General features: G+C 68.7%; 25 protein-coding genes. 14 read left to right on the top strand and 11 right to left on the bottom strand.

Annotated elements, in window-relative coordinates:
* Nucleotides 1-43 precede the first annotated feature (43 nt).
* The gene (locus DM194_RS04890; RefSeq protein WP_111066190.1) at nucleotides 44-1,024 is read right to left on the bottom strand and encodes an ABC transporter substrate-binding protein; all 981 of its coding nucleotides are present in this window, start codon (nucleotides 1,022-1,024) and stop codon (nucleotides 44-46) included.
* 344 nt (nucleotides 1,025-1,368) lie between these two features.
* Here DM194_RS04890 and DM194_RS04885 point away from each other — a divergent pair, with 344 nt between their 5' ends.
* Nucleotides 1,369-1,749: a DUF983 domain-containing protein gene (locus DM194_RS04885; protein ID WP_111066189.1), complete on the top strand. Its 381-nt coding sequence runs from the start codon at nucleotides 1,369-1,371 to the stop codon at nucleotides 1,747-1,749.
* A 41-nt stretch (nucleotides 1,750-1,790) separates the two neighbouring features.
* Here DM194_RS04885 and DM194_RS28010 read toward each other — a convergent pair whose 3' ends face one another.
* The 3 genes from DM194_RS28010 to DM194_RS04875 all read right to left on the bottom strand — a co-directional run bounded on the left by DM194_RS28010 (nucleotide 1,791) and on the right by DM194_RS04875 (nucleotide 3,473).
* On the bottom strand, nucleotides 1,791-1,964 hold the full coding sequence (locus DM194_RS28010; protein ID WP_162629963.1) for an RSP_7527 family protein: 174 nt from the start codon (nucleotides 1,962-1,964) through the stop codon (nucleotides 1,791-1,793).
* 216 nt (nucleotides 1,965-2,180) lie between these two features.
* Nucleotides 2,181-2,618, bottom strand: coding sequence for a hypothetical protein (locus DM194_RS04880; protein WP_111066188.1), 438 nt, complete (start codon nucleotides 2,616-2,618; stop codon nucleotides 2,181-2,183).
* Between the two features lie 39 nt (nucleotides 2,619-2,657).
* The gene (locus tag DM194_RS04875) at nucleotides 2,658-3,473 is read right to left on the bottom strand and encodes a hypothetical protein (protein WP_111066187.1); all 816 of its coding nucleotides are present in this window, start codon (nucleotides 3,471-3,473) and stop codon (nucleotides 2,658-2,660) included.
* 55 nt (nucleotides 3,474-3,528) lie between these two features.
* Here DM194_RS04875 and DM194_RS04870 point away from each other — a divergent pair, with 55 nt between their 5' ends.
* From DM194_RS04870 to moaE, 8 genes are all read left to right on the top strand, one after another.
* Nucleotides 3,529-4,299, top strand: a complete 771-nt coding sequence (locus DM194_RS04870) for an SDR family oxidoreductase (RefSeq protein ID WP_111066186.1) — start codon at nucleotides 3,529-3,531, stop codon at nucleotides 4,297-4,299.
* 496 nt (nucleotides 4,300-4,795) lie between these two features.
* Nucleotides 4,796-6,706, top strand: coding sequence for an excinuclease ABC subunit UvrC (gene uvrC, locus DM194_RS04865; protein WP_342792449.1), 1,911 nt, complete (start codon nucleotides 4,796-4,798; stop codon nucleotides 6,704-6,706).
* Nucleotides 6,707-6,784: 78 nt separating this feature from the next.
* Complete coding sequence (gene pgsA, locus DM194_RS04860; protein WP_111066184.1) at nucleotides 6,785-7,387, top strand: CDP-diacylglycerol--glycerol-3-phosphate 3-phosphatidyltransferase; 603 nt, start codon at nucleotides 6,785-6,787, stop codon at nucleotides 7,385-7,387.
* A gap of 11 nt (nucleotides 7,388-7,398) precedes the next feature.
* Nucleotides 7,399-7,899 (top strand): molybdopterin-guanine dinucleotide biosynthesis protein B, encoded by a 501-nt coding sequence (gene mobB, locus DM194_RS04855; RefSeq protein ID WP_111066183.1) that lies wholly within the window; start codon nucleotides 7,399-7,401, stop codon nucleotides 7,897-7,899.
* 41 nt (nucleotides 7,900-7,940) lie between these two features.
* Complete coding sequence (locus DM194_RS04850; RefSeq protein WP_111067762.1) at nucleotides 7,941-8,612, top strand: HAD hydrolase-like protein; 672 nt, start codon at nucleotides 7,941-7,943, stop codon at nucleotides 8,610-8,612.
* 70 nt (nucleotides 8,613-8,682) lie between these two features.
* Nucleotides 8,683-9,948: a molybdopterin molybdotransferase MoeA gene (gene moeA / locus DM194_RS04845; RefSeq protein WP_111066182.1), complete on the top strand. Its 1,266-nt coding sequence runs from the start codon at nucleotides 8,683-8,685 to the stop codon at nucleotides 9,946-9,948.
* 10 nt (nucleotides 9,949-9,958) lie between these two features.
* Complete coding sequence (gene moaD / locus DM194_RS04840) at nucleotides 9,959-10,210, top strand: molybdopterin converting factor subunit 1 (protein ID WP_111066181.1); 252 nt, start codon at nucleotides 9,959-9,961, stop codon at nucleotides 10,208-10,210.
* A gap of 4 nt (nucleotides 10,211-10,214) precedes the next feature.
* Nucleotides 10,215-10,667, top strand: coding sequence for a molybdopterin synthase catalytic subunit MoaE (gene moaE, locus DM194_RS04835; RefSeq protein WP_111066180.1), 453 nt, complete (start codon nucleotides 10,215-10,217; stop codon nucleotides 10,665-10,667).
* A gap of 33 nt (nucleotides 10,668-10,700) precedes the next feature.
* Here the strand turns inward: moaE and DM194_RS04830 are convergent, their stop codons facing one another.
* Nucleotides 10,701-11,291 (bottom strand): YqgE/AlgH family protein, encoded by a 591-nt coding sequence (locus DM194_RS04830; RefSeq protein WP_111066179.1) that lies wholly within the window; start codon nucleotides 11,289-11,291, stop codon nucleotides 10,701-10,703.
* A 194-nt stretch (nucleotides 11,292-11,485) separates the two neighbouring features.
* Between DM194_RS04830 and DM194_RS04825 the strand changes: the two genes are divergently transcribed.
* From DM194_RS04825 to DM194_RS04815, 3 genes are all read left to right on the top strand, one after another.
* Entirely contained in the window at nucleotides 11,486-13,570 is a 2,085-nt protein-coding gene (locus DM194_RS04825; protein WP_111066178.1) for a protein-disulfide reductase DsbD family protein, read from the top strand.
* 93 nt (nucleotides 13,571-13,663) lie between these two features.
* Nucleotides 13,664-14,017, top strand: coding sequence for a zinc ribbon domain-containing protein YjdM (locus DM194_RS04820; protein ID WP_111066177.1), 354 nt, complete (start codon nucleotides 13,664-13,666; stop codon nucleotides 14,015-14,017).
* Nucleotides 14,018-14,173: 156 nt separating this feature from the next.
* Nucleotides 14,174-14,656 carry a peroxiredoxin gene (locus DM194_RS04815; protein WP_111066176.1) on the top strand — a complete coding sequence of 161 codons (483 nt, stop codon included), beginning with the start codon at nucleotides 14,174-14,176 and terminating at the stop codon, nucleotides 14,654-14,656.
* Between the two features lie 40 nt (nucleotides 14,657-14,696).
* Here the strand turns inward: DM194_RS04815 and rnhA are convergent, their stop codons facing one another.
* The 4 genes from rnhA to cysQ are packed head-to-tail and all read right to left on the bottom strand — an operon-like array spanning nucleotide 14,697 to nucleotide 17,781.
* A complete protein-coding gene (gene rnhA, locus DM194_RS04810) occupies nucleotides 14,697-15,173 on the bottom strand; it encodes a ribonuclease HI (protein ID WP_111066175.1) in 477 nt (158 codons plus the stop codon).
* Nucleotides 15,174-15,177: 4 nt separating this feature from the next.
* Entirely contained in the window at nucleotides 15,178-16,161 is a 984-nt protein-coding gene (locus DM194_RS04805; RefSeq protein WP_111066174.1) for a homoserine kinase, read from the bottom strand.
* 13 nt (nucleotides 16,162-16,174) lie between these two features.
* Nucleotides 16,175-17,008, bottom strand: a complete 834-nt coding sequence (locus DM194_RS04800) for a ferritin-like domain-containing protein (RefSeq protein WP_111066173.1) — start codon at nucleotides 17,006-17,008, stop codon at nucleotides 16,175-16,177.
* On the bottom strand, nucleotides 17,005-17,781 hold the full coding sequence (gene cysQ / locus DM194_RS04795) for a 3'(2'),5'-bisphosphate nucleotidase CysQ (protein WP_111066172.1): 777 nt from the start codon (nucleotides 17,779-17,781) through the stop codon (nucleotides 17,005-17,007). Before cysQ ends, DM194_RS04800 begins: the two co-directional genes overlap by 4 nt.
* A 159-nt stretch (nucleotides 17,782-17,940) precedes the next feature.
* Between cysQ and DM194_RS04790 the strand changes: the two genes are divergently transcribed.
* A complete protein-coding gene (locus DM194_RS04790; RefSeq protein WP_246024292.1) occupies nucleotides 17,941-18,426 on the top strand; it encodes a GNAT family N-acetyltransferase in 486 nt (161 codons plus the stop codon).
* Here the strand turns inward: DM194_RS04790 and DM194_RS04785 are convergent, their stop codons facing one another.
* Both DM194_RS04785 and DM194_RS04780 read right to left on the bottom strand, forming a co-directional pair.
* Nucleotides 18,427-19,125, bottom strand: coding sequence for an EAL domain-containing protein (locus DM194_RS04785; RefSeq protein WP_211110607.1), 699 nt, complete (start codon nucleotides 19,123-19,125; stop codon nucleotides 18,427-18,429).
* Nucleotides 19,126-19,329: 204 nt separating this feature from the next.
* Nucleotides 19,330-21,666 (bottom strand): xanthine dehydrogenase family protein molybdopterin-binding subunit, encoded by a 2,337-nt coding sequence (locus DM194_RS04780; RefSeq protein WP_111066169.1) that lies wholly within the window; start codon nucleotides 21,664-21,666, stop codon nucleotides 19,330-19,332.
* Between the two features lie 160 nt (nucleotides 21,667-21,826).
* Between DM194_RS04780 and DM194_RS04775 the strand changes: the two genes are divergently transcribed.
* The gene (locus tag DM194_RS04775) at nucleotides 21,827-22,585 is read left to right on the top strand and encodes an SOS response-associated peptidase (RefSeq protein ID WP_111066168.1); all 759 of its coding nucleotides are present in this window, start codon (nucleotides 21,827-21,829) and stop codon (nucleotides 22,583-22,585) included.
* Nucleotides 22,586-22,589: the final 4 nt, after the last annotated feature.

Genomic DNA, 22,589 nt, shown 5'->3' with positions numbered 1-22,589 from the left:
AGAGCAGGGGGAGGTTGGGTGGGGGCTTTCGGAACCGGAAATATTACTGCCCGACCACCTTCGTCGCGCGCTTCATCACCGATTCGGGCAGGGTGACGCCCATGGCGGCGGCGGACTTCGGGTTGACGAACAGGTCGGTGCCCTTGGCCAGCTCCACCGGCAGGTCGCCGGGTTTCTCGCCCTTCAGGACGCGGGCGACGACGGCGCCGGTCTGCTTGCCGACCTGGAAATAGTCGAAGCCGATGGACGCCGCCGTGCCGCGGGCGACGCTGTCGGTGTCGGCGGAGAAGATCGGCAGCTTGGCCTGCTGGCCGACCGCGATCACGCTCTCCAGGGCCGAGACGACCGTGTTGTCCAACGGGATATAGACGGCATCGGCCTTGCCGACGAGGCTGCGCACGGCCTGCTGGGCGTCCGAGGATTTCGGAACGGAGGCCTCGACCACCGTCAGGCCGGCCTTCGCCGCCTCGTCCTTCAGCGCCTTGACCAGCACGACGGAGTTCGGTTCGCCGGGGTTGTAGAGCACGCCGATGCGCTTGGCCTGCGGCAGGATCTCGCGGATCAGCGCGACATGCTCGGCCACCGGGGCCATGTCGGACAGGCCGGTGATGTTGGCGCCGGGCTTGTCCATCGACTTCACCAGCTGGGCCGAAACCGGATCGGTCACCGCGGTGAAGACCACCGGGATGTCGCGGGTCGCCGCCGCCACGGCCTGGGCCGAGGGGGTGGAGATCGGCACGATCACGTCGGGGCGCGATCCGGCGAACTGGCGGGCGATCTGGGCGGCGGTGGCCGGGTTGCCCTGCGCGCTCTGGTATTCGACCTTCAGGTTCTGGCCCTGGTCGAAGCCGGCCTCCTTCAGCGCCTCCACCACGCCGTCGCGTGTCGCGTCGAGCGCCGGGTGCTGCACGATGGCGGTGATAGCGACGGTCTTGCTCTGCGCCAGCGCCTCGACCGGGGCGGCGAACGGACCGACGAAGGCGGCGAGTGCCGCGGCGGCGCACAACAGACGGGTGAAGGACATGGCTGCGGTTCTCCAGGACTCGGAAGGCTTTCCCCCTAGACCGCGGCGGCCCTGCCGTCAACTCGGCAGCAGGGGCAGTCGGCCGGCGCTGGGACATTTGGAACGCTATGAAACATGGTCCGCAGTCTGTTCCACTGTTTCATCCGATGCTCGTTCGAACGTGTCCCGCACAGCCGCAGACGGTCCTTACCCTCATAGCACGAGGCGGGAAGCGCGATAAGGTCAGGCTCGAAAAGGCCCCGCTTGCGAAGAGTGGCGCCTTGGCAGGGCCGACCCGCCCGCAATCGTGGGTGTCGTTGCGGCCGGAAAGAGCCTATATTGTGGGCAGCACTGAAGGAGTGGTCATGTCCGTTGGAACCGAAGCGGCCCCGTCGAAGTTTCTCGCCTCCTTCCGCGGCCTGATCGGCTGCTGCCCCAACTGCGGGCAAGGCCGGCTGCTGCGGAACTTCCTGAAGCCGGTCGACCGCTGCGCCGCCTGCGGCGAGGCCTTCGGGCATCTGCGCGCCGACGACGCGCCGCCCTGGATGACGATCCTGATCGTCGGGCACATCGTCATCCCGGCCCTGCTGTCGGTCGAACAGAGCTATGAGCCGCCGACCTGGGTGCATCTGGCGGTTTGGCCGCTGCTGACGCTCGTGCTGACGCTGATCCTGCTGCCGCGCTGCAAGGGCTTGGTGCTGGGACTGCTGTGGAGCACCGGCGCACCGGGGTCGGAACGGGCCTGAGCGCCGGCAGGCCTGAGCGCCAACCGGCGGGAAGGTATCGGTCAGCGCGCGCTCGGGCTCAACGCCGCCGGGCCGCGATGATCGCTGCCGCCGGACAGGGTGGCGCGCAGCTTGAGGTACAGGTCGCGCAGAAAATCGGCGCGCATCCGGCGGGCCGCCAGCATGATTTCCTCCTGGCTGCGAGGATCGCGGACTTCATTGAAATGCGTGTTCATGGCTCTGGGAATCTCCACGTAAGGTGAGAGACGTCCACTCCCCTGGGATTTGTTTGCCTTGTGGGAATCACGATAGGGCAGAGCCGTTGCCCCAAGAAGCGCGGTCCACGCAATGCCGCCGGACGTTTTCCGTATCAGCTTCCCCAATCAACCGAAGTGCGAACTATTGCCGCAGGCTGCGGTCGGACAGCCCTCGACAATAGTTCGCCTTTCCGATTATTTGCGGTCCCGGGCGCCATCCACGGCGACATTGCGGTCGGAGACGATCCGGTCGTCGGGCGCTCCCTGCCGCTGCCCCGCCGTATGCCCAGCCTTTTGGCCCATTGGGTGATCGGGCAGGCGCGGCGGCAGCGGGCCGGTGCCGAGGCCGCCGGCCTCCTCGCTGCCGGGAATACCGAAATCCTCGTCCGGCTGGTCGAGGGGGCCGCCAGCGCCGGGGCCGATGATGTGCTGGAAGCCCTCGATCTCCTCGTCCACGCCCAGATGGTCGCGCGTTTCGCGGATGTCGAGCGGAATGGGACGTTCGTCGATGCCGCCGTTGTCGCTGGGTCCGGTGGCGTTGCCGGCGTCACGCGGCTGGCCCGTACCGGTGCGGTTGGCGCCGATGTGGCTGGCGGCGTTGCGGCTGTCGATGTCGCGGTCGTTGGAGGCCATAAGCGCTCTCCCGTCTGCTGTGTGGGGTCTCGGTCTTCCTCAACAGGGCGGAAGCGCGCTCGTCACCTCTTGCAAGTCGAACCAGCCGCCGACGCTGTGGCGCAGGTCATGCCGACGGTGCTGTTCCGGCGCCGGGGCGATGTCCCACAGCCAGGACACGTCGGGCGCGGGCAGGGGAAGGCCCCAGGTCGAATCCTCCACCTCCGTGACGGTGCCGCGGTGCAGCCAGGAACTGTCGATGTCGGTGAACAGTGCCGCCCGCTCGGCGATATCGGACAACCAGCGGAGATGCCCCTGCACCATGCACAGGGCGAAGGACAGTCGTTCGGCATCCGGCGTGTGCGGGGCGCGGCGCTCAACCGCCTCCAGCGGCAGAAGCGGCAATTGAGACAACAGGTTGCAGGACAGGGCGAAGCGGAAGGGCTCGCCGTCGATCGGCGGCGGCTCGAAGCCGGTGGGCAGGGGGGCGCCGTTGTCGAGCGCGGCGGCGAGCGGGGCGAGGGCGCCGCTGACATCGAGTTCGAGCAGCCGGACATTCGGCAGGCCGGCGGCGCGGCGGCGGACCGCCCGGCTGTGCAGCATGTCCGCCAGCACCACCTCATCGAAACGCGCGGTCAGTGTTTCCAGGGGGACTTCTATCAGCAGCCCCGATCCGGCGACCAGGATCCGGCCGCCCGGCTCCACCCGCTGGATCGCCTGCTCGACGAAGCGGTGGCAGGCGGCGACATGCGGCGCCCAGCCCCGCTTCTGGCGCCGATAACGGGCGCCGAGCGCCACCATCTCCCCCAGATAGCCGAAGCGGCGGGCCAGCGGCGGGCAGGGCGTGGTCAGGTATTCGATCGCTTCGCGCAGCATGGCCGGTCGCTTCTCCCCCCTTGACCCGCGGCGGTGGCAAGGTACCTATGGCGGCATGGTCGAGATCAAGAGGAAAGCGGCCCTCGTCACCGGGGCCGGCAAGCGCATCGGACGGGCCATCGCGCTCGATCTGGCGGGGCAGGGATGGGACGTCGCCGTCCATTACCGAAGCTCCCGCGAGGAGGCCGACGCCGTCGTCGCGGAGATCGGACGGGCGGGCGGGCGGGCCATGGCCTTCGCCGCCGACCTCGACCGCGAGGCGGAGGTGAAGGCGCTGGTGCCGGCAGTCACCGAGCAGCTCGGTCCGCTGACCCTGCTGGTCAACAACGCCTCCCGGTTCGAGCGCGACGAGGTCGCCGACGTGACCCGCGAATCGTGGGATGCCCACATGGAGGCGAACCTGCGGGCGCCCTTCGTGCTGTCGCAGGATTTCGCGTCACGGTTGCCGGAGGACGAACGGGGGTTGATCGTCAACGTGATCGACCAGCGGGTGTGGAATCCCACTCCGCATTTCGTTTCCTACACCCTGTCCAAGATGGGATTGTGGGCGCTGACCCGCACGATGGCGCTGGCGCTCGCCCCGCGCATCCGCGTCAACGGCATCGGTCCCGGCCCGACCCTGCGCAACGACCGGCAGACCGAGGACGAGTTTGCCGCCCAGTGGGACTCCACCCCGCTGAACCGCGGCACCACGCCGGAGGAAATCTGCGCCGCCATCCGCTTCCTGATCGCCGCCCCGGCGGTGACCGGCCAGATGATCGCGCTGGACGGTGGGGAGCATCTGGGATGGGCGCAGCCGGCGCATGGCTTCGTCCCCACCGAATAGAGGCCCGTTACAGGTCGGAAACAGCGCCGGGTCAAATCGAGCGGGGGGCGGGCTGGGCCGGATCATGGACCCCGGCCTCCCTGCCGCCTGGGTGCCGCCGGGAAAATGACCGCGCGTTTTACACAGGTGCCCAACCCCGCGCAAGAGGCGCCTGCGCCCCCGCGACAATTTTACGGCTGCGTGCCAATTCCCTGCCTTGACTTGGGGCAGACCTAAGGAAATCAATGGGTTGGCAAAAATGCCCAAAAAATAGGCGGATGCATGAGACCCCTTGCGGCGCCTAGCTTCGGACGTGCTACCCCCTCCGTTATCGACAAACTTATCCACAGGTTCGGTGGATATTCTTTCGGAGCAGTGAGTCGCTCCATCTGTTCCCGCCTTGTGCCCAACGGTTGACCGGCGACGGCCGCTCGACGACATTCTCGTCATGTCCGAAACGCATTCCTCCGACCCCCTGGCTCCTGTCGCCACAGAGCCGGCAGACGCCGCCGACGCCATGCCCTCCGCCGATGCGGCGGCCGGCGAAAGCGCTGCCGCAAGGCCGAAGCGGCGCCCGGCCGACATCACCCGGGGCGTCGAGATCATTCGTGAGCATCTGAAGACGCTGCCGCAGACGCCGGGCGTCTACCGCATGCTGGCGGGCGACGGGGCGGTCCTGTATGTGGGCAAGGCGCGCAACCTGAAGCGCCGGGTGACCAACTACACCCAGGTGGCAAAGCTGCCGGTCAGGCTCCAGCGCATGGTCGCGGAGACCGAGACGATGGAGTTCGTCAACACCCACACCGAGGTGGAGGCGCTGCTTCTCGAATCGAACCTGATCAAGAAGCTGATGCCCCGGTACAACGTGCTGTTGCGGGACGACAAGACGTTTCCGCACATCATGATAACCAGGGACCACGACTATCCGCAGCTGACCAAGCATCGCGGCGCCCGCGGGCGCGACGCCGACTATTTCGGTCCCTTCGCCTCGGCAGGGGCGGTGAACCGGACGATCACGGCGCTGCAGCGCGCCTTCCTGCTGCGCAACTGCGCCGACACCGTGTTCGCCAGCCGCACGCGGCCCTGCCTGCAATACCAGATCAAGCGCTGCACGGCGCCCTGCGTCGGCCGGGTCACGCCGGCGGAATACCAGGCGCAGGTGAATCAGGCGCGCGCCTTCCTGTCGGGCAAGAGCCGCGACATCCAGACGGAATTCGCCGACCGGATGATGGCCGCCTCCGACGCCATGGATTTCGAGACGGCGGCGCGCTACCGCGACCGTATCCGCGCGCTGACCGCCATCCAGGCCCACCAGGACATCAATGTCGAGGGGGTGGTGGAGGATGCCGACGTCATCGCGGCCTATGCCGAAGGCGGCGTGACCTGCATCCAGGTGTTCTTCTTCCGCGGCGGGCGCAACTACGGCAACCGCGCCTATTTCCCCAGCCACGACAAGGCCGCGGAGACCGAAGAGGTGCTGGCCGCCTTCATCGCCCAGTTCTACGAGAACAAAGCCGCGCCGCCGCTGGTACTGGTCAGCCACGCCCTGCCGGAACTGGACCTGCTGAGCGAGGCGATGGCGGTGCGCGCCGGCCACAAGGTCGAACTGGCGGAGCCCAAGCGCGGCGAGAAGCGCCGGATCGTCGAGCACGCCCTGACCAACGCGCGCGAGGCGCATGGGCGGCGTCTGGCCGAAAGCTCCAGCCAGGCGCGTCTGCTGGAAGGGGTGGCCGCCGCCTTCGGCATGGATGCGCCGCCGGAGCGGGTCGAGGTCTACGACAACTCCCACATCCAGGGGGCGCACGCCATCGGCGCGATGATCGTCGCCGGACCGGACGGATTCATCAAGAACGCCTACCGCAAGTTCAACATCCGGGAGCAGGGCGCGGCCGGCGACGACTTCGCCATGATGCGCGAGGTGCTGACCCGCCGATTCGGCCGGGCGGTGAAGGAAGACCCGGAGCGCAGCCAGGGAAGCTGGCCCGATCTGGTGCTGATCGACGGCGGGCTGGGCCAGCTGAACGTGGCGCTGGAGGTGTTCGCGGAGTTGGGAATCGACGACGTGACGCTGGTCGGCATCGCCAAGGGGCCGGACCGCGACGCCGGGCGGGAGCATTTCTTCATGGAGAATCGTCCGCCCTTCCAGATGGAACCGCGCGACCCGGTGTTGTATTTCCTGCAGCGGCTGCGCGACGAGGCGCACCGCTTCGCCATCGGCACCCACCGGGCGAAGCGGACGAAAGCCATCGGCAAGTCGCCGATCGACGAAATCGCGGGAATCGGCCCCGCCCGGAAGAAGGCCCTGCTGCACCATTTCGGCAGCGGAGCGGCGGTTGCGCGGGCCGGATTGGCCGATCTTGAAGAGGTGGAAGGGATCAATCGTGCCGTTGCGAAAAAGATATACGATCACTTCCATCCCGATGGTTAGAATGCGGGCACCTTCAAACGGCCGGCTTCCTCACGGGCGCCGTGCGGCGACATCCTCCAGCGGTTCGAGTTTTCCGTCATGCTGACCAGCCTGCCCAACCTGCTGACCCTGTCGCGCATCGCGGTGATCCCGGTGGTGGTCGGGCTGTTCTATGTGCCGGAGGCCTGGGCCGCCTATACCGCCTGCTCGCTCTATGCCGCCGCCTGCATCACCGACTGGTTCGACGGCTATCTCGCGCGCGCCTGGGCGCAGGAAAGCGTGATCGGCAAGTTCCTGGACCCCATCGCCGACAAGCTGCTGGTCGCGGCGACGCTGATCATGCTGGCGGGGTTCCACCGGCTGACCGGCCTGTCGATCCTGCCGGCCGTGGTGATTCTGCTGCGCGAGGTGCTGGTTTCGGGCCTGCGCGAGTATCTGGCCGGCCTGCATGTCGGCGTGCCGGTGACATGGCTGGCGAAATGGAAGACGACGATCCAGATGATCGCGCTGGGCTTCCTGATCGTCGGCGATTATGGTCCGGCCGAAGTGCCGGTGACCATCATCGGCACGGTGGGTCTGTGGATCGCCGCGGCCCTGACCTTCTACACCGGGTGGGATTACATGCGTGCCGGACTGACTCACATGATGGCCCAACAGCCGGCGAAGCCCGGCTCCGCCCGTTCCGCCCGCAGCGCCGGTTGAGAGTTTCCAAGATGAAGATTTTCGGGCTGACCGGCTGGAGCGGCAGCGGCAAGACCTCGCTCATGGTTCGTCTGATCCCGGCGCTGACCGGGCGGGGACTGCGGGTTTCGACGGTCAAGCATGCCCATAAGGGCTTCGACATCGACCATCCCGGCAAGGACAGCCACAACCACCGCGTCGCCGGCGCGACGGAGGTGCTGGTCAGCTCCCCCCGCCGCTGGGCCCTGATGCACGAACTGCGCGACGGCGAGCCGGAACTGACGCTGGACCAGCTGATCGGCAAGGTCACCCCGGTGGACCTGCTGCTGATCGAGGGATTCAAGCGCGACCGGCACGAGAAGATCGAGATCTGGCGGGCGGAAGTGGACAAGCCGCTGATCGCGCCGGACGACCCCACCATCGTCGCCGTGGCGAGCGACGGCCCTGTCCCCGGCTGTCCGGTGCCGGTCCTCGACCTGAACGACGCGGAGGCGGTCGCCGCCTTTGTGGTGAAGCGTTGCGGGCTGGGGTGATCTGAAGCGGCTTTCCGCGATTGCCGCATTTGCAGGACGACATGGACGACGCACCTTCCAACCGGCCGCAGGCGCTCGATCGCCGCGGCTACGAACTCGCGATCTTCGATTTCGACGGCACGCTGGCCGATTCCTTTCCCTGGTTCATCGGCGTTCTGAACGGTGTCGCCGACCGCTACGGCTTCAACCGGGTACGGCCGGACGAGGTCGAACAGCTGCGCGGATACGACGCGCGGCAGATCATGCGGCACCTGCGCGTGCCGTCCTGGAAGCTGCCCTTCATCGCCAACCACATGCGCCGCCTGATGGCGCGCGATATCCACGGCATCCGGCTGTTCGACGGGGTGCCGGACATGCTGCGCGCGCTGGACGGCCGGGGCGTGACCGTCGCCATCGTCAGTTCCAACTCGGCCGCGAACATCCGCGCCATCCTGGGACCGGACGCGGCGGGACAGGTGGCCCATTACGGCTGCGGCGCCTCGCTGTTCGGCAAGGCGGCGAAGTTCCGCAGGATGCTACAGGTGACGGGCGTTCCGGCCGACCGGGCGATCGCCATCGGTGACGAGGTGCGGGACATCGACGCGGCGCGGAAGGCGGGAATCGGCTGTGCCGCGGTGACCTGGGGCTATGCCCGCGGCGATGCGCTGGCGGCGCGGCGGCCGGATCGGCTGCTGAGCCGGGTGGAGGAGATTGCCGGGCTTTTCGGCGGCTGAGTGCCATGTCCTGGAAAGCACGCCTTTTCCCTCTTCGCAGCCGGCGTCGCGACGGACTAGAGTGGCGGCCATGGTGCAACTCGACAATGACTGCTTCGCCTTCGGCGGGCCGATGATGGCGGTGGAGCCGGCGCTGGCGCTGCTGGCCGGACGGGTCGGGCCGGTGACGGCGACCGAGACGGTTCCGCTGACCGACGCGCTGGGCCGGGTGCTGGCCGCCGATGTGGTGGCGCCCTTCAGCGTGCCGCCGCACGACAACGCGGCGGTGGACGGCTATGCCGTGTTCTTCGACGACCTGTCCGCCGATGGGCCGACGGTCCTGCCGGTCACCGCGCGTGTCGCCGCCGGGCAATGGCTCGGCCGGCCGGCGGTGCGGGGGGAGGCGGTGCGCATCTTCACCGGCGCGCCGATGCCGGCGGGGATGGACACCGTCTTCATGCAGGAGGATTGCCGCAGCAGTGACGGCGAAGGCGGCTCCACCGTCACGCTGCCGGCCGGCAGCCGCCGCGGCCTGAACCGCCGGCTGGCCGGCGAGGATGTGCGCGAGGGATCGGTCGTGCTGTCCGCCGGGCGCCGCCTGCGGCCGGAGGACATCGCGCTCGCCGCGTCGCTCGGCCATGCGGCGCTTCCGGTGCGCTGCCGCCTGCGGGTGGCGGTCTTTTCCACCGGCGACGAGCTGCGGCAGCCGGGACAGCCGCTGGAGCCGGGCGCCGTCTATGACGCCAACCGCTACGCGCTGATCGCGCTGCTGACCCGGCTGGGCTGCGCCGTCACCGATCTCGGCATCCTGCCCGACCGTTTCGAGGCGATCCGCGACGCGCTGGCGGAGGCCGCGGCCGGCCATGACGCGCTGATCACCTCCGGCGGCATGTCCACCGGCGAGGAGGATCACGTCAAGCCGGCGGTGGAGGCGAACGGGCGGCTGGATTTCTGGCGGCTGGCGATAAAGCCGGGGCGCCCGGTGGCACTCGGCCGGGTCCGCGACGCCGTCTTCGTCGGGCTGCCCGGCAATCCGGTCGCGGTGGTGGTCACCTTCCTGCGCATCGCCCGGCCCATCCTGCTGCGGCTGATGGGGGCGATGGACGAGACGCCGCGGCCGATCCCGGTGCGCGCCGCCTTCGCCCACAAGAAAAAGCCGGGCCGGCGCGAGTTCCTGCGCGGGACGCTGGCGCGGGAGCAGGATGGCGCGCTCTCCGCCACCAAATACCCGCGTGACGGGGCGGGCGTCCTGTCGTCGCTGGTCGAGTCCGAAGGTCTGATCGAACTGCCGGAGGATCTTGCCCGGGTCGAACCCGGCATGATCGTCAACTTCGTGCCTTTCAAAGAATTCCTCTAGGGGACGCGTGATGAAGATTCTCTATTTCGCCTGGCTGCGCAGCAAGATCGGCGTGCCGACGGAGACGGTGGAGCTGCCGGCGGAGGTCGCCACCGCAGGCGAACTCGTCGAGTGGCTGAAGACCCGCAGCCCGCGCCATGCCGAGGCGCTGGCCAACAGCAAGGTGGTCAAGGTGGCGGTGAACCAGGAGCATGTGCCCTACGACCACCCGATCTCGGCGACCGACGAGGTGGCCCTGTTCCCGCCGGTGACGGGGGGCTGACGCCATGGCTATCCGCGTCCAGGCCGAGGATTTCGACGTCGGCGCCGAATATGCCGCCTTCACCGCCGGCCGCACCAGCGTCGGCGGGGTGGCGATGTTCGTCGGGCTGGTGCGCGACATCGCCGGCGGCGAGGCGGTCAGTGCGATGACGCTGGAACACTATCCCGGCATGACCGAAAAGCAGCTGGAAACGATCGAGGAGCAGGCGCGCAGGCGCTGGCCGCTGGACGACGTGCTGGTGATCCACCGCCATGGCCGGCTGGAGCCGGGCGACCGCATCGTGATGGTGGCCACCGCGTCGGCCCACCGCGACGCAGCCTTCGACTCCTGCCGCTTCCTGATGGACTGGCTGAAGACGAAGGCCCCTTTCTGGAAGCTGGAGGCCACTCCCGAGGGCGAACGCTGGGTGGAGGCGAAGGACAGCGACGATGCCGCGGCGGCGCGGTGGGCCGAGTAGGGCTCCGAGCGGTGCGGGGTCGGGCGGGGCCGCTTACGCGTGCCCGGCTTCGCCCGACAGCATGGAGACGCTGACGCCCAGCTTGCCGATGGCGCGTTCCCATTTGGCGTCCAGGTCGGTGTCGAACAGAAGCTGTTCGTCGCAGGGCACGTTCAGCCAGCCGTTGGCCTGGAATTCGGCGTCCAGCTGGCCCGGTCCCCAGCCGGCATAGCCCAGAAGCAGGATGTTGCGGCGCGGGCCGCGGTCTTCGGAGATGGCGCGCAGGATGTCGATGGTGGCGGTCAGCGCCACGTCGTCGTTCACCACCAGCGTGCCGTCACGGACATAGTCGGTGGAGTGCAGGACGAAGCCGCGGCCCGATTCCACCGGCCCGCCGTAATGGACCGGCAGGTTGTTCATGGGCTGCGGGATGTTCATGTCGAGCTGTTCCAAGAGGTCTTCGAACGTGATCGATCCGAACAGCCGGTTCACCACCAGCCCCATCGCGCCATCCTCGTTGTGGGCGCAGACATAGATGACCGTGCGCTGGAAACGCGGATCCTCCATTCCGGGCATGGCGATCAGCAACTGGCCGGTCAGCGATTCCGTGGTCTTGGAGTCCGGAGACTTGGTCAGGCGCGGCATGGTCGATTATCCTTGTCGTCGGTCCGGTGCGGTGAACCGCCTCCGTCCGTACGGTCGGTTGTGGTTGGCGCTCTGGCGACGCTTTCACCGGAGTGTGACAGCACCGGTCGAACTTTGTCACCTGTATATGAGCTATCATATAGGGCGTCGGGGACGCGGTTGCGCCCCTACCCGGGAAGAGAACAGTGCGCGCGATGAAAAGATATGCCTCCCTCCTTCTGCTGCTTGCCGTTCTGGCGGGCGGCGCCTTTCCCGCTGCCGCGCAGGACGGCGTCGGGTCCTGGATCAAGGCCGGGCAGGTCGAGGCGCGTCTCGTCTCCGCCGTGCGCGGCACCGGTGACCTGACGGCGCTGCCCCTGGGTCTGGAATTGCAGCTGGAGCCGGGATGGAAGACCTACTGGCGCTCCCCCGGCGATGCGGGATTCGCCCCGCGGCTGGACTGGAGCGGGTCAGAGAATCTGGCAGAGGCGACGCTGTCCTATCCCGCCCCGCACCGCTTCTCCGTCCTGGGATTCGAGACGGCCGGCTATGACAACGCGGTTCTGTTCCCGATCCAGGGCAAGCCCGTCGAGCCCGGCAAGCCGGTCGATCTGGCGCTGACGGCGGAGCTGCTGGTCTGTTCGGAAATCTGCGTGCCGCAGACGCTGAACCTCGCCCTTGCCCTGCCGGCCGGACCGGCGGATCCGAGCGACGCCGCGAACGACGTGGCCCGTGCCCAGGCGCTGGTGCCGCGGGAGCCGACCGGGTTGCTGCGCATCGATGCGGTGCGCGCGAGCGGCGGGACGCTGGAGGTGGAGGCGACCGCCGCCGACGGCTTCGTCACCCCGGACCTGTTCGTCGAGACCGAGCCGCCGCTGAGCTTCTCCGCGCCCAAGACCGTCTTTTCGGACAATGACCGCCATGTCCGCCTGACCCTGACGGTGACGGACCCGCAGCCGGGCCTGGATCTCGCCGGCCGCGCGATGACCCTGACGCTGGTCGACGGCGAGAAGGCGGTGGAAGCGCCGGCGACGGCATCCGCCGGCGGCGTCCTGTCGGTTCCCGCCGGTGCGGGAATGGCGGCGATGCTGGGCGTGGCGCTGCTCGGCGGGTTGATCCTGAACCTGATGCCCTGCGTGCTGCCGGTGCTGTCGCTGAAGCTGATGTCGGTGGTCAAGCATGGCGGACGGACCCCGGCCGCGGTGCGCGCCGGATTCCTGGCGAGTGCCGCCGGCATCCTGACATCCTTCCTGCTAATGGCGTCGGTTCTGGTCGGCGTGAAGGCGGCGGGCGGGGCGGTCGGCTGGGGCATCCAGTTCCAGCAGCCGCTGTTCCTGGTCTTCATGGTCGTGCTGGTCACCCTGTTCTCGGCCAATCTATGGGGATTGTTCGAGGTGCCGCTGCCGCGCGTCCTGGCCGACCGGCTGGGCGGGGAGGGGTTGGCCGGCCCCTTCGCCACCGGCATGTTCGCCACCCTGCTGGCAACCCCGTGCTCGGCGCCATTCCTGGGCACGGCGGTCGGCTTCGCGCTGTCCAAGGGGCCGGTGGAGGTCTATGCCATCTTCGCGGCGCTGGGCGTCGGGCTGGCCTTGCCCTATCTGGCGGTGGCGGCATGGCCGCGGGTGGCCGGCTGGCTGCCGCGGCCGGGGCGCTGGATGGCGACGCTGAAGACGGTTCTGGGCTTCGCGTTGATGCTGACGGCGGTCTGGCTGCTGTCGGTGCTGACCGTGCAGATCGGCGAGGTCGCCGCCGCCACGGTCGGGCTGCTGATGGCGGGGCTGGTGCTGGCGCTGTGGATCGGGCGCAGCGCCAGAGGTGCGGCGCGGATCGCCGGACCGGCGCTCGCCGGCGTGCTGGCGGTCGCCGCCTTCGCCATGCCTGCGGCGGTCGGCCCCTCCGCAGGCGCCGCGCCGGTGGCCGGCGGCGCCGAGACCCGCTGGGTATCCTTCGCGGAATCCGCGATCCGCGACCATGTGGCGGCCGGCCGCACCGTCTTCGTCGACGTCACGGCGGATTGGTGCATCACCTGCCAGGCCAACAAGAAGCTGGTTCTGGACCGCGGCGAGGTCGCCGAGCGGATGGAGCATCCGTCCCTGGTGGCGATGCGGGCCGACTGGACCCGGCCTGACGCTGCAATCGCCAAGTTCCTGGCCGACCATGGCCGCTACGGCATTCCCTTCAACCTCGTCTACGGTCCCGGCGCACCGGACGGCATCGCCCTGCCGGAACTGTTGAGCGACGGCGCGGTGCTGGACGCGCTGAACCGGGCGGCCGGCGGGGAGCCGGGCAAGGGCGCCTGATACCGGGCACCCGGAAAAGGCCTATGGCCGTTGCGGCTATTCTGCGCTAACAGGGCGCCCCCGGGAGATTCTCCCGCGCCCATGAGGACGAAGATGGACGATCAGATCAATTGCCCGCAGTGCGGCTCCGAAAACGCCTACCATGACGGCAGCCTGTGGAACTGCCCCGATTGCGGTCACGAGTGGAACCCCGACACGGACGCGGCCGTTGCGGACGCCGAGGCCGGGCAGGGCGTGCGGGACGCAAACGGCAACCCGTTGACCGACGGCGACAGCGTGACCGTCATCAAGGATCTGAAGGTCAAGGGATCGTCCCTGGTGGTGAAGGGCGGGACCAAGGTGAAGAACATCCGCCTGGTGGATGGCGCGGATGGACACAACATCGCCTGCAAGATCGACGGCATCGGCGCCATGAACCTGAAATCGGAGTTCGTGAAAAAGGCCTGACGCCACCCGCCTGGAGCGCGAACCGTGCCTTGCGGCCATTCGCCGCGGGGGATAGAAGGGATGCAGGGCCGGACCCCGCCAAGAGGGTCCGGCCCGCCCCAAAGGGCCAAACCCAAAAACGGGAAAGGCCCGGAAAAACGGGAAGGGTTAGAGACGATGAGCATCCAGGTTGGCGATACCATTCCGTCCGTCACGCTGAAGTGGCTGACCGACAACGGCATGCAGGAAGTGACGACGGACGAGCTGTTCAAGGGCAAGAAGGTCGTCCTGTTCTCCGTCCCCGGCGCCTTCACCCCGACCTGCTCGGCCAAGCATCTGCCGGGCTTCGTCCAGCAGGCCGACGCGCTGAAGGCCAAGGGCGTCGACAGCATCATCTGCCTCGCGGTCAACGACCCGTTCGTGATGCGCGCCTGGGGCGAAAAGGGCGGCGTCGGCGACAAGGTGAAGATGCTGCCGGACGGCAACGCCACCTTCACCACGGCTCTCGGCCTGACCATGGACGGCTCGGGCTACGGACTGGGCACCCGCGGGCAGCGCTTCGCCCTGGTGGCTGAAGACGGCAAGGTCACGCATGTCGCCGTCGAGGCCCCCGGCAAGTTCGAGGTGTCTTCGGCCGAAGCGGTGCTGGAGAAGGTTTGATCGGAGGTTCTCCCTCTCCCGCCCCGGGAGAGGGTTTCCGTTACGTCCGTGTCCGCACGTCGGCCACGCCGCGACGGGCCAGTTCGTCGGCGCGTTCGTTCTCCGGGTGACCGGCATGGCCGCGGACCCAGTGGAATTCGATCTGGTGCTGCCTTTTCGCCTCCTCCAGGCGCTGCCACAGGTCGACGTTCTTCACCGGCTTGCGGTCGGCGGTCATCCAGCCCTTGGCCTTCCAGCCATGGATCCACTTGGTGATGCCGTTCTTCACATACTCGCTGTCGGTGAAGAGGCGGACGGTCACCGGCTTCTTCAAGGCCTCAAGCGCCATGATGGCGGCCATCAGCTCCATGCGGTTGTTGGTGGTCGCCGGCTCGCCGCCGTACAGCTCCTTCTCCACCTCGCCATAGCGCAGGATGGCGCCCCAGCCGCCGGGACCGGGGTTGCCGCTGCAGGCGCCGTCGGTGAAGATGTCGACCGTTTTCCCACGGGATTCGGTCTGGGTGGCGTCGTCCGTCATCCGCTCAGTTCCCGCCCGCTTCCGAGTCGTCGAGGAAATAGTCGCCCAGGCCGCGGACGGTCTGGTGGAAGCGCAGCTTGCGCAGATATTCCAGCGGATCCTTCGGCCGCACGAAGGCGCCCGGCGGATGGTTCAGCCAGTCATAGAGACGGGTCAGCAGGAAGCGCACCGCGCTGCCGCGGCACAGCCAGGGCAGGGCGTCCAGCTCCGCCCGCGACAACGGCCGGACCTTGCGGTAGTTGGACAGCAGCAGCCGCGCCTTGGTGGCGTTGAACGAGCCGTCGATCTCGAAGCACCAGGCGTTGATGCAGATCGCCACGTCGTAGGCGAAGAAGTCGTTGCAGGCGAAATAGAAGTCGATCAGCCCGGACAGGCTGTCGCCGCGGAAGAAGACATTGTCCGGGAACAGGTCGGCATGGATGACGCCGGCCGGCAGGCCGGCCGGCCAGTCGGCCTCCAGCGCCGCCAGTTCGGCCTCCAGCGTCGCCCGCAGGCCGGGGGCCACCTCGTCGGCACGCTCGGCCGACTTGGCGAACAGGTCCTTCCAGCCGGGCAGGGCCAGCGCGTTCGGCCGTTCCATGCGGAAATCGCCGACCGCCAGATGCAGGCGGGCGAGAGCCTCGCCAAGCTGGGCGCAATGCTGCGGCATGATCCGGCGCGGCCACATGCCGGCCAGGAAGGTGACGATCACCGCCGGTCGGCCGCACAGCTCGCGCAACGCCACGCCGTCGCGCGCCGGCACCGGCAGCGGACAGGCGATGCCCTTTTCCGCCAGATGCTCCATCAGGCCCAGGAAGAAGGGCAAATCCTCCTTCCGCGTGCGCTTTTCGTAGAGCGTCAGGATGTAGGGGCCGCTTTCGGTCACCAGCAGGAAGTTGGAATTCTCCACCCCCTCCGCGATGCCCTTGCACGACAGCACCGCGCCCAGATCGTACTGGGCGGCGAAGGTGCTGAGATCCTCGTCGGTAACTTCGGTGTATACGGCCATGATGTGCAGCGCCTTACCGGGTTTCCGGCTTCCGGTCAATTTCCGGCGTGATCGGCTCGTAATATTCCGGGCCGAAGCCGGCGAGTTTCCGGCTGCCGACATTGAAGGGGCGCTTCAGCCCGCCGCGGAAATGGCGTCCGACCAGTTCCTGCCAAAGGGCCACCGGCTCCGCTCCCCGCTCGGCGCAGAGATGGACGAACCAGCGGCGGCCGGCGGCGACGTGGCTGATCTCCTCGTCATGGATGGTCTGCAGCAGGTCGGCGCTCTCCGCATCGCCGAAGTCGCGCAGGCGGCGCACGGTTTCGGGCGTGACGTCCAGCCCGCGCGCCTCCAGCACCATCGGCACCACGGCCAGCCGGGCGGCAAGGTCGTGGGCGGTCTCGGTCGCCGCCTGCCACAGCCCGTCATGGGCCGGCAGGTCGCCGTAGGAGGAGCCGAGCGCGTTCAGCCGCGTCTCCAGCATCTGGAAGTGCCGCGCCTCGTCGTCGGCCACCTGGACCCAATCGTCGGTGAAGCCCTTGGGCAGGCCGAGAGGGGCGAATCGGGCGACGATGTCCCAGGCGAGGTCGATGGCGTTCAGTTCGATATGCGCCAGCGCGTGCAGCAGGGCGATGCGGTTCTGCGCGCTGCCGCCGCGCCCGCGCTTGGGCATGTCGCGCGGCAGCTTCAATTCGGGCCGGTCGGGGCGGGCAGGGCGGTCGGGCGGCGGGACCGGCACGTCGGTGGACAGCAGGCCGTCGCGCCAGGCGGCGGCGTAGTCACGGGTGAGGCGCACTTTCTCCAGCGGCGCCGCGGTGGTCAGAACCGCGGTCGCCGCTTCGCCCAGGCAGGTAACGGAAGATGTCATTTCCAGCCGTAAGCGACGAAGTTCGGGTTGAGGATGTCGTCCTTGCCGTAGACGAGCGGCGAGCCGTCCGGCTGCTCCACCCGGCCGCCGGCGCCGATCAGCACGGCATGGCCGGCGGCGGTGTCCCACTCGCTGGTCGGGCCGAAGCGCGGGTAGAGGTCGGCCTTGCCGCTGGCCACCGTGCAGAACTTCAGCGAGCTGCCGCAGGATACCCGGTCCTTGACGGTGAACCGGCCGAGGAAATCCTCGAGGACCGAGCCGCTGCCATGCGAGCGGCTGGCGACGACGGTCAGCCCGTCGGGCGGCGGGTTGCGGACGACGATCGCATGGTCGTGCCGCCCCTCGGCGCAGTGCACCGCGGTGCCGGGACCGGCCGCCGTGTACATGTCGCCGGTGGCCGGAGCATAGACCACGCCGAGCACCGGCACGCCATGCTCGATCAGGGCAATGTTCACCGTGAACTCGCCGTTGCGGGAAATGAACTCCTTGGTGCCGTCGAGCGGATCGACCAGCCAGAACCGGCCGCCGGAGATGTCGGGCCGGTGGCCGGCCGACACCGCTTCCTCCGCGACCACAGGCACGCCGGGCAGAAGATGGTGCAGGGCCGGGATGATCACCGCCTCCGCCGCCTGATCGGCCTGCGTGACAGGGCTGCCGTCGACCTTGGTGGCGACGTCGATGCCGTCGTTGTAAAAGCGCAGGATGACCTGACCAGCCTCATGGGCGATGGTGCGGACCGTCGGCAGCAGGCTCGCCACAGCGGCATCGGGCATGGGGTGAACTCCCTTTGGTATGAATGACCAGCATACCGCGCCCGCCAGCGGGCCGGAAGCTCTTGAACGGGTGTGGAACGGAGAAGGCGGATGACGATGGATGAGCGGTCGGAGGGTGGGCGTGTGGTCGGTGCGGACGCATCGGCCCTATGGCGTGCTATGACCGCGGCCGATCTGGACCGGCTGCTTGCCATTGCGGACATCGTGCATCCGGACTACCCGGAAGACCGCAGCGTGTTCGAGGAGAGGCTCGCGCTCTACCCGGACGGCTGCCGCGTGGCGGAATGCCGCGGCGAGGTCATCGGCTACGGCGTCATGCATCCCGGCAAGCTGGGCTTTCCGCCGCCGCTCGACGCGCCGCTGGGGGCGCTGCCGCCGGATCCGGATTGTCTCTACCTGCACGACATCGCGCTGCTGCCGGAAGCCCGCGGCACGGGGCTGGGCGCGGCGGTGCTGGACTACGCCCATGGGCTGGCGGCGCGCGAGGGATGGCGGTGGCTCGCCCTGACCTCGACGCCGGGCGCGCGGAGCTATTGGGACCGGGTCGGCTTCACGCCCTACCGGGACGGCGGACCGGCATTGGCCGCCAAGCTGGAGAGCTACGGCGGCGGGATGAGCTACATGACGGCGCCGGTGCGGTCCTGATCAGGGCGCCAGCATCGCCAAATTCGGTTCCGTCACCACCGCCTCGAAGGCCGGCTTGGCGAACAGGTAGCCCTGCATCAGCGTGACGCCGAGATCGCGCAGGGCCTTCGCTTCGTCCGCCGTCTCGATGCCTTCGGCGATGGGGGTGATGGCGAGATCCTCGCACACCGCGAGGATCGCCTTGACGATGCTGCGCCGCGCCCGCTCGGTGTCGATGCTGCGGGTCAGCTCCATGTCCAGCTTGATGATGTCCGGCTGGAATTCCGCCAGCAGGTTCAGGCCGGAATAGCCGGAGCCGAAATCGTCGATGGCGGTCAGGAAGCCCTGGCGCTTGTATTCGTTGAAGATGCTCTTCAGGTGGTCGTGGTCCACCACCCGCTCGTTCTCCGTCACCTCGAAGATGATGCGGTCGGTGGGGAAGCCGGTGCGGCGCGCGGCGGCCAGAGTCGCGCGGATGCAGGCCTCCGCCTTGTAGACGGCGTTCGGCAGGAAGTTGATCGACAGCCGGGCGCCGTTCATCGGCAGGGTCGAGGCCAGCTCGATCGCCTTGATGCGGCAGGACTGGTCGAAGGCATAGCGGGTGGCATCGGTCACCTGCCCGAGAACCCAGCCGGCACCCTGGCCGGCGGTGCCGCGAACCAATGCCTCATGTGCCCAGACAGACCCGGCGGCGACATCGACGATGGGCTGGAACGCCATCGTGAAATCCAGATCGAGCCTGTCCGCGCATTGCCCGCCGCAACCGCCTTCGCCAAACGCCATCGTCCTACCCCCGCCAGACCAGAGAACACCACTTTCAGGTAAGGAACAATGCCATGGATTCCATCAGACTGAGGTGCGGCAAGTGCCGCACCTTCCGACTAGGACTTTCCCTTATGACCGCGGCAAGACGGTGGTGACCGCCTATTCCGCGGCCATGCGGGTCTCGGCGGCGCGGATCGCCGCCCACACGGCTTCCGGCGTCGCCGGCATGTCGATGTGGGTGATGCCGAGATCGGACAGCGCGTCGACCACCGCATTGATGATCGCCGGCGGCGCGCCGATGGCCCCGGCCTCGCCGGCACCCTTCATGCCCAGCATGTTGGTGGTGCTGGGAACGCTGTTCAGCTTCACCTCGATCGGCGGCATGTCGACCGCCCGCGGCATCTGGTAGTCCATGAAGGACCCGGACAGCAGCTGCCCGCTGTCGGGATCGAACACCACCCGCTCCTGCAACGCCTGTCCCAGCCCCTGCGCGACGCCGCCGTGGATCTGGCCGATCACAAGCATCGGGTTGATGACCGTGCCGAAATCGTCGACGACGCTGTAGCGCACCACCTCGATCACGCCGGTGGCGGGGTCGATCTCCACCTCCGCGACGTGGCAGCCATTGGGGAAGGTGCTGGCCGGCGGGGTCCAGCGCGCCATCTCGGAGAAGGCGATGCCGCCGGCGCCGCCCTCCGCCGCCTTGGCCGCCACCTCCTTCAGCGACACCGCGCGGTCGGTGCCGACGACGGCGAAGCGGCCGTCGACGAACTCGACATCGACCTCGGCGGTTTCCAGCAGGTCGGCGGCGACCGCCGTGGCCGCCTTCACCACCTTGGCCGCCCCCTCCGCCAGCGCCGAGCCGCCGACCGGCACGGAGCGGGAGCCGCCGGTGCCGGCGCCCCAGGTGACGCAGTCGGTGTCGCCCTGGACCACCTCGACATCCTCCGGCGGCACGCCCAGCCGGTCGGCGAGGATCTGCTTGTAGGCGGTCTCGTGGCCCTGGCCGTTGGTCTGGGTGCCGATCAGCAGAACCACCTTGCCGTCGCCGTTGACCTGGACGGTCGCCTGCTCCGGCCCGCCGCCCGAACAGGCCTCGATATAGGTGGACAGGCCGGCGCCGCGCAGCCTGCCGCGCGCCTTGGCCTCCGCCTTGCGGGCGGGCAGGCAGGCCATGTCGGCGAGGATCAGCCCGTCCTCCAGATTCTGCGCGAAGTCGCCGGTGTCGTAGACCTGCCCCATCGGCGTGGCATAGGGCATGGCGCCGGGCGGGATGAAGTTGCGCCGCCGGATCTCCGCCGGGCCGAGGCCGGTGACGCGGCCGGCATGGTCGATCAGCCGTTCCAGCAGATAGGCGGCTTCCGGCCGTCCGGCGCCGCGATAGGCGTCCACAGGCTGGGTGTTGGTGAAGACGCCCTTCACCCGCACATAGACCGCCGGAGTGCGGTAGGAGCCGACCAGCATCGCCGATCCGGCGTCGGTCGGGATGAAGGGACCGTAGTTGGACAGATAGGCGCCGAGATTGGCGACGGTGTCCACCCGCAGCCCCAGGAAGCGGCCGTCGGCGTCGAGCGCGAGGCGCGCCTTGCTGACATGGTCGCGGCCATGGTCGTCGCTGATGAAGCCCTCGATCCGGTCGGCGGCCCATTTCACCGCGCGGTTCAGCCGGCGGGCGGCGAACAGGCAGGCGACATATTCCGGGTAGTTGAACAGCTTCATGCCGAAGCCGCCGCCGACATCGGTGGTCAGCACGCGGATGCGCTCATCCGGCTCGTTCAGGATCTTGGCGAACTGCTTCTGCAGGGCGTGGACGCCCTGGCTGGTGACGTAGATCAGCAGGCGGCCGGGCCCGCCGTCGGCGCCGGATTCGACACCGGCGACGCAGGCGCGGCCTTCCATCGGGTTGGCGACGACGCGGTTGTTGATCAGTTCCAGTTCCACCACGCGGTGGGCGCCGGCCAGCGCCGCCTCCACCGCCGCCTCGTCGCCGGTGTCCCAGTCGAAGCAGAGGTTGTTCGGCGCCGCGTCCCAGACCTGCGGACGGCCGGGCTCCAGCGCCTCCAGCGTTCCGGTGACGGAGTCGCGATCCTCGTAATCGACCATCACCAGTTCGGCCGCCTCGCGCGCGGCCTCCAGCGTCTCCGCCACCACCATGGCGACCGGATCGCCGACATGGCGGACGACGCCGCGGGCCAGCGCCGGACGCGGGGTGCGGACATAATTCGATCCGTCCCGCTGCTTCAGCACCGCCTGGCAGGGGATCATGCCGATATTCTCGGCGTCCAGATCGGCGACGGTGTAGACCGCCAGCACACCCGGCTGCGCCAGCGCGTCCGAGGCGTCGACCGAGCCGATCGCCGCAAAGGCATGGGGGGAGCGGACGAAGGCCGCATAGGCCTGGCCGGAAAGGGACACGTCGTCGGTGTAGCGGCCGCCGCCGGTCAGCAGCCGGGCGTCCTCGGTGCGCGGAACCGCCTGTCCGATGCCGAACTTCATGGGTGAACTCCCGACTTCCGGTTCGATGCGATTGTTGTGCTCCGCGAAGATAGGCCGGCTGAAGCGTCAGGGAAACCCCTGGTGACGCCAGGCGGCGCGCACCATTGCGGACTGGCGCCTGCAAGCCGCAGGGACCATATTCAGGGGCATGTGTGGACGCATGCTACTCACCACCCCGGTCAGCGAGGTCCAGCGCCTGTTCGGCGTGCCCGAACGGCCGAACCTGATGCCGCGCTGGAACATCGCCCCGACGCAGGACATCCCCGTGATCCGGCGCGATGAGGACGGCCGCCATCTGGCGATGGTCCGTTGGGGGCTGGTGCCGCCCTGGGCCGACGATCCGTCCATCGGCGGGCGGATGATCAACGCGCGCGGCGAATCGGTGGCGGACAAGCCGGCCTTCCGCGACGCCTTCCGCAAGCGCCGCTGCCTGATCCCGCTCGACGGGTTCTATGAATGGACCAGCGTGGAGGAGGGGGCGAAGCCGCGCAAGCAGGGGCACGTCATCCGCCGCCGCGACCGCGGCCTGTTCGCGCTGGCCGGGCTGTGGGAGCGCTGGCGCGGACCGAAGGGCGCCGCACCGCTGGACCCGCCGCTGGAAACCGCGACGGTGGTGACGACGGCGACCAACGCCACCCTGTCCTTCCTGCACGACCGCATGCCGGTGGTGCTCGATCCCGCCGACTGGGACGCATGGCTCGACCCGGCGACCCCGCTGCCGGTGGTGGAAGGGCTGATCCGCTCGGCGCCCGACGACTGGCTGGACGTGGTTCCGGTGGGGCCGCGGGTGAACAGCGTGCGCAACGACGATTGCTCCTGCCTGGATCCGCCGGAAGTGGCGGCGGCCGATACGGAAAAGCCCGCCACGGGGAAGCCGGCCAAGGCGAAGCCCGACGATAAACAGCCCAGCCTGTTCTGAGCCG

The organism is Azospirillum ramasamyi, assembly GCF_003233655.1.
Lineage (GTDB): Bacteria > Pseudomonadota > Alphaproteobacteria > Azospirillales > Azospirillaceae > Azospirillum > Azospirillum ramasamyi.
This window is presented reverse-complemented; position numbering and strand designations above follow the sequence as displayed.